Source organism: Dietzia sp. UBA5065 (genome assembly GCA_002415925.1).
Classification (GTDB): domain Bacteria; phylum Actinomycetota; class Actinomycetes; order Mycobacteriales; family Mycobacteriaceae; genus Dietzia.
This window is the reverse complement of record DIAZ01000094.1, coordinates 2,459-8,415: the sequence shown is the minus strand read 5'-3', so window position 1 is coordinate 8,415 and position 5,957 is coordinate 2,459. Positions and strand designations below refer to the sequence as shown.

At 72.6% G+C, this 5,957-nt stretch carries 6 protein-coding genes and 1 pseudogene; 1 reads left to right on the top strand and 6 read right to left on the bottom strand.

Features of this window, described 5'->3' with window-relative positions:
* Positions 1–1,083 (top strand): HAD family hydrolase (locus tag B4M60_RS07100; RefSeq protein ID WP_414646758.1); only part of this gene is annotated, 1,083 nt, incomplete at its 5' end.
* Positions 1,084–1,110: 27 nt separating this feature from the next.
* Here B4M60_RS07100 and B4M60_RS07095 read toward each other — a convergent pair.
* The 6 genes and pseudogenes from B4M60_RS07095 to B4M60_RS07070 all read right to left on the bottom strand — a co-directional run.
* A complete protein-coding gene (locus tag B4M60_RS07095) occupies positions 1,111–2,244 on the bottom strand; it encodes a lysophospholipid acyltransferase family protein (protein WP_291081706.1) in 1,134 nt (377 codons plus the stop codon).
* A complete protein-coding gene (locus B4M60_RS07090; protein ID WP_291081704.1) occupies positions 2,241–3,344 on the bottom strand; it encodes an NAD-dependent epimerase/dehydratase family protein in 1,104 nt (367 codons plus the stop codon). The genes B4M60_RS07095 and B4M60_RS07090 overlap by 4 nt, the downstream gene beginning before the upstream one ends.
* Before the next feature lie 206 nt (positions 3,345–3,550).
* Complete coding sequence (locus B4M60_RS07085) at positions 3,551–3,652, bottom strand: 30S ribosomal protein bS22 (protein ID WP_003855542.1); 102 nt, start codon at positions 3,650–3,652, stop codon at positions 3,551–3,553.
* Positions 3,653–3,799: 147 nt separating this feature from the next.
* A complete protein-coding gene (locus B4M60_RS07080; RefSeq protein ID WP_291081588.1) occupies positions 3,800–4,021 on the bottom strand; it encodes a helix-turn-helix domain-containing protein in 222 nt (73 codons plus the stop codon).
* 241 nt (positions 4,022–4,262) lie between these two features.
* Positions 4,263–5,105 carry a pyrroline-5-carboxylate reductase gene (gene proC / locus B4M60_RS07075; RefSeq protein ID WP_291081586.1) on the bottom strand — a complete coding sequence of 281 codons (843 nt, stop codon included), beginning with the start codon at positions 5,103–5,105 and terminating at the stop codon, positions 4,263–4,265.
* Positions 5,106–5,215: 110 nt separating this feature from the next.
* Positions 5,216–5,957 (bottom strand): annotated as a pseudogene (locus B4M60_RS07070) (hypothetical protein); the annotation flags it as partial.

The window sequence follows — 5,957 nt, the reverse complement described above, 5'->3', positions numbered from 1 at the left end:
ACCGACGAGACCGACGGCACCGACGAGTCCGACGGCGCGGGCACCGGGTTCCGGCTCCCCGGCCGGGCGGACCTTACCAGCGCGATCGGCCGCCTGGCGTGGCGCCGCCGCAGCGCCCGCCGCCAGCGCCTCGCCGGTGAGGCCTCCGCCGAGAACGCGGTCCGGTTCACGCCCGACACCGAGCCCGGGGCGCACCCGCCGCTCGCCGACGCCACGGTCACGGACGCGGACGCGGTCACGGACGAGACGGTCACCGACGACGACCACGCCGAGACGCCCTTCGTCCCGGACCCGCAGGCGGCCGCGTTCTTCGATGTGGACAACACCCTGATCCAGGGTGCCTCGATCATCCTGCTGGCCCGGGGGCTGGCCAAGCACAAGTTCTTCACGGCCCAGGACGTCGCGGGGATGGCGTGGTCGCAGATCAAGTTCCGCGTCTCCGGCAAGGAGAACGCCGGCGACGTGGCGGCGGGCCGCGACAAGGCGTTGAGCTTCGTGGAGGGCCACACCGTGGCGGAACTCACGGCGCTGAGCGAGGAGGTGGTGGACACCTCGATGCTCGACCGCGTCTGGCCCGGGACGCGTTCCCTGGTGCAGATGCACCTCGACGCCGGCCAACAGGTCTGGCTGGTCACCGCGACGCCGGTCATGCTGGCGCGGGTGATCGCCTCGCGGCTCGGGCTCTCGGGCGCACTCGGGACCGTGGCCGAGGAGGAGGACGGCGTCTACACCGGCCGCCTGGTGGGCGACATCCTCCACGGGCCCGGCAAGGCCCACGCCATCTCCACTCTCGCGGAGGCCGAGGGCTTCGACCTGTCCAAGTGCTACGCGTACTCGGACAGCTTCAACGACATGCCCATGCTGACGATGGTCGGCCATCCCGTGGCCATCAACCCCGATTCGCGGCTGCGCCAGTACGCGTCCGAGAACGGGTGGGACATCAAGGACTTCCGCACCGTGCGCAAGGCCGCCAAGAAGGCCGTGCCGGGCGTGCTCGCGTTGGGCGGGCTCGCCGGCGCCGGCGCCGCGGTCCGCTCGTCGTACGGGGTGCGCACGATCGACCAGATCCGCCGCATCTTCTGACGCGGCGGGCGCGGCGGGCACGGCGGGTCAGCCGAAGAACACGCTCCCGCGGCGGGCGAGGTTGCGGAACAGCGTGTTCTGGATGGTCTCGCGGACCTGGTCGGTGATCTCGAAGACCACCATCGGGTCGTCCGCCGCCTCGGGACCCAGGTGCGCGGTCTCGATGGGCTCACCGAACTCCATGGTCCACTTGGTGGGCAGCGGAATTCCGCCGAGCCCGCCGAGCAGCGGGAACGTGGGCGTGATGGGGAGGTACGGGACGCCGAACAGGCGGGCCAACGCGGGGATCTCGCCGAGCTTGGGGTAGATCTCCTCGGAGCCCACCACCGAGCACGGGATGATCGGCGCGCCGGCGGCCAGGGCGGTGGACACGAACCCGCCGCGGCCGAAGCGCTGCAGCCGGTACCGGTCGGCGAAGGGCTTGCCCAGTCCCTTGAACCCCTCGGGCCACACCGCCACCACGTGCCCGCTCTCCAGGAGCCGCTCGGCGTCGGCCGCGCAGGCGAGGGTCGCGCCGGCCCGCCGGGCCAACGGCGCGGACAGCGGCAGGGTCATGGCCAGGTCCGCCGCCAGCAGCCGCAGGGCCCGTCCGGCGTGGTCGTTGACCGCGACCGTGGTCATGAGCCCGTCGACCGGCAGGACGCCGGCGTGGTTGGACACGATGAGCCCGGCGCCCTCGGCGGGGATGTTCTCCGCGCCGATCACCTCGACGCGGAACCAGTGCTCGAACATCGGCCGCCACATGGGCAGCCAGACGGTGCGGTGGAAGTGCTCGTCGAAGCCGAACTCGTCGATCTCGTACGCGCCCGTGACGCGGGTGGCGATCAGCTCGCCGGCCCCGTTGATGGCGTCCACGATGCCGGACAGCGCGCTGACGTCGCCGGTCGCGAGCATCACGTCCACGTTGCGGGCCACGTCGCGGATGGGGGCGAGCGCCTCGGCGTCGACGGGCAGCGCCTCGAGCACCTGGCCGATCGACGACCGCATGGACGTGAGGAAGCGGTCGACGATCCGGCCGATCTCCGTCGCGGCGGCGTCGCTGGTGGTGGTGGCGCCGAGGAAGCCCTCCCCCACCACGCGGTCGCTCCTGGAGTCGCGGCGACCCTCCCCCCAGCGGGGACCACCCAGGGGCTGACTCAGGTCGAATTCTGGGCCCTTCACAGCGCCTCTTCCTCTAGCGGTTCCGGTAGCGCGCCCAGCGCCTCGAGCTCGTCCAGCGTCGTGTCCACGCCCGCGCGGAGCCGCCGGGCCACGGGCGACGGGAGCAGGGCCGCGACCTTGGCCGTCGTGCGTTCCAGCGTCGCGCGAGTCACCAGCGGCTCGGCGCCGGAGTCCACGAGGTAGGCGTGCAGCGCCTCGTCGGTGGTGTAGCGGGGGGTGAACCCGAACTCGGTGCGCATCCGAGTGGTGTCCACGGCGCGGCCGAAGCGCAGGAACCGCAGCTGGGAGACCCCGATGTCCCGCAGGCCCTGGCTGGACAGCAGCCGCGCGGCGAGCTTGAACGTCGGCGGCAACACCGGCAGGGGCACGTGGCCGGCCCGGCGGATGGCCTGCGAGAGCGTGAGCACCCCGTCGCCGGCGATGTTGTAGGTACCGGGGGTCGCCCCCATGGTCGCGTGCAGGAGCGCGTCCAGCGCGTCCTGCGGGTGGAGGAGCTGGATGCGCGGGTCGAACCCGGCGAGCACCGGCGCGACCGACGGCAGCAGCAGCTCACCGACCACCGTGGGGTCGGGCAGCCCGAGGATCGCCGGGATCCGCAGGATGGTCACGTCGATGTCCGGCCGCTTGCGGGACATGCCCCGCACGTATCCCTCCACCGCCAGGTGGTCGAGGGGGATCCCGCCGCTGGGCTGCCGGCGGGCGGCCATGTCCTCGGTGAACAGCGCGGGGTCGATGCCGGAGGAGCCGTACACGGTGGTCGAGGAGATGAGGACGAACCGCTTGACGGTCGCGGCTCGGCCGCACGCGGCTATGACGTGCATGGAGCCCATGATGTTGGCCTCCTTGACGGCCGCGCGGCCGCCCGGGGCGAAGTCGGTCTGGTGCAGGCCGGCGTGGACGACCGTGTCGATCTCCGCATCCCGGAGGATGCCCTGGAGGCGCGGCGACTGCGGGTCGAGGCGGACGAACTCGGCGTCCCTCATGCGGCGACGGTGCTGCGGCGACGGCTTGACCGAGTCGATGGCCAGGACCCGCTCGACCGACTCGTTCCGGAGCAGCATCCCCACGAGGTGGGCGCCGAGGTAGCGACTGCCGCCCACGACCGCAACCCTCTTGGCGGGCCGACGGCTTGGGGCTTCGGGGTTCACCCGCCCCACTCTAGCCGGGCACCCCGGGCTTCCGGTGCACGGACCTCACGGCCGGGACACCCCTCGAGCCCGCAGACAGACGGATGCCCGCCACCTCGTGGAGGTGACGGGCATCCGCCGCGGGCGCGGGTCCGGGCGCTATCGAGCAGCCGCCGGACTCACTTACCGAGCTTCCGACGCTGCACACGCGTCCGGCGGAGCATCTTGCGGTGCTTCTTCTTGGACATACGCTTGCGGCGCTTCTTGATCACAGAACCCATATCGGGGTCACCTACCTGTCGACTTCTTGTCGTGGACCTTGACTATCGCTGACTATCGCTCCGGCTACCTGGCGGGCCGCTCAGCCGGGACGGAACCCGTCCAGACTACCTGCAGGCAGGGTCGCGACGAAAACCGGGCCGGAGCGCTCAGCCGGCGGAGAAGTACGAGGTGTCCAGGTACTCGTGGACCGCCTTGGAATGCACGCGGAACGACCGCCCCACCCGCACCGCGGGCAACTCGCCCGAATGGACCAGTCGGTAGACCGTCATCTTGGACACCCGCATCAGCGCGGCGACCTCGGCAACGGTCAGGAACTGGGAACCCCCAGACGCCTGAGTGCCGCCATCGGTCTTGTCGCTAGTCGCCATCGTCACAACCCTTCGTGGCACGCGTCGTGCCGCAGGCTTCCCCTCCTGCGGTACGGACACGCACGTGCTGGGCATGAGCCTAGCGTGAAGGGTGTGATCAATGCGACGGGAGTGGGCAAATAACTTCTCCGACACGCCGCTCCGCCCCCCGCTCACCCGTTCTGAACAGGGATTGTGCTAACCGGAACGGCCCGCCGGGTGGCTCAGCTCTCACCCGGCGGGCCGTCATGGGCCGTCCCGGCTAGTCGTCGTCCTCGTCGTCGTCGATCTTCCGCGCCGTCTCCGCCAGGAGCAGGGACTTGGTCGCGGCGGCCTCCACCGCCTCGGCCACCGCGGACCGCAGCCCGCCGGCCTCCAGGCGCCTGATCGCCGCCGCCGTCGTGCCGCCCGGGGAGGTGACGGCGGCGCGCAGGTCGGCGGGCCCGTCCCCACCCCCGGCGAGCATGGCGCCCGCGCCGAGCGCGGTGCCGGTCGCCAGGGTCAGCGCGACGTGCCGCGGGAGCCCCTGTTCCACGCCGGCGTCGACCAGCGCCTCCGCGAGGAGGAAGAAGTAGGCCGGGCCGGAGCCCGAGACCGCGGTGACCGCGTCCATCTGGCCCTCGTTGACGACGACGACGGTGCCGACACTCTCCATGATCTCCACGACCTGCCGGAGGTGCTCGTCCCGCGCGAATCGGCCCTTGCACACCGCGGAGACGCCCTGCCCCACGAGCATCGCCGTGTTGGGCATGACCCGGATGACCGGCGAGCCGGCGCTGAGCCTGTTCTCCATCACCGAGGTGGGGACGCCGGCGGCCAGCGAGACCACGATCGACTCGTGGACGCTGTCCGAGATCGCGTTGCCGATCCGCTCGACCACGGCGGGGACGTCGCCGGGCTTGACGGCCACGACGATCACGTCCGCGCCCTCGCAGCCGATGTCCAGGCCGGTCGCCAGGACGTTGTACTTCTTGCTCAGTTCGGCGGCTCGGGCCTCCACGGCCTCGATCACCACGATGTCCGAGGCCTCCGTGCCCGCGTCCCGGAGTCCTGAGATGAGGGCCTCGCCGATGCGCCCGCCACCGACCACTGCGATTCTCGTCATGGACTCCACAGTGCCACACGCCTGCGCCGGATCCGGCGGGCTCTCCCCCTCGGAGACGACTCCGCCCGCACCGGTGCGGGTGCGGGCGGAGGACGAGGCCGGCGGGACCGTCAGGTGACCACCCTGAGCAGCAGCGGCCCGCAGGTCACGCCCAGCCCGACGATCACCGCCAGCGCGATGCTCACCTTGTCGTTAGACCGGCGCAGCACCCGCACCATGGCCACGAGGCCCACGATCACGACGATCGCCAGCGCCATGGCCACCCACGGCAGGTCGCGCCACAGCAGCTGGAAGCCGATGAACAGCGCGGCGCCCGCGACGGCGGAGGCGAGGACCTGCGCCACGAGGACCAGCCACTGGGACGCCGAGGACCGCTCGGCGGGGGCGTGGTCGCGGCCGTACTCGAAGTCCCGGTACCGGGAGGCGTCGGGCACCGACCCGGCGTGCGGCGACTCCTGCGCCGGCTGGCGCTCGGTCGGGGCGGGGGCGACGGCCTGCGGGGTCTCGGACGGCGCCGCCGGGGCGTGGTGTGCGGTCGAGCCGCGGCCGGAGGGGACTCCCCACTGCGGCGATTCCCCGGCGGAGACCGGGGTGGCCGGGGTGGCCGGCGCAGCGGCCGGCGCGGCCGGGGTGGCCGTCGCAGCAGCGGCCGGCGCAGCTGGCGCGGCAGGGGCGGCAGGGGCGGCGGCCGGGCTTGCCGACGGGGACGGTCCGGAGTCGGCCTGCTCGGTCCTGGTCGGCGCGGAGTCCGGTGTCGCGGCATCCGGTGGCGTGGTCGTCGTGGGCCCGGGCCGGGAGGGCGCAGCGGTGCCGGCGCCGGCCGTGGTCGCAACCGCTCCAGCAGCCGCGGCG

Coding starts and splice junctions, on each gene's coding strand:
- B4M60_RS07085 (WP_003855542.1), bottom strand. CDS start 3,652: ATGGGTTCTGTGATCAAGAAGCGCCGCAAGCGTATGTCCAAGAAGAAG.
- B4M60_RS07080 (WP_291081588.1), bottom strand. CDS start 4,021: ATGGCGACTAGCGACAAGACCGATGGCGGCACTCAGGCGTCTGGGGGT.
- proC (WP_291081586.1), bottom strand. CDS start 5,105: ATGACGAGAATCGCAGTGGTCGGTGGCGGGCGCATCGGCGAGGCCCTC.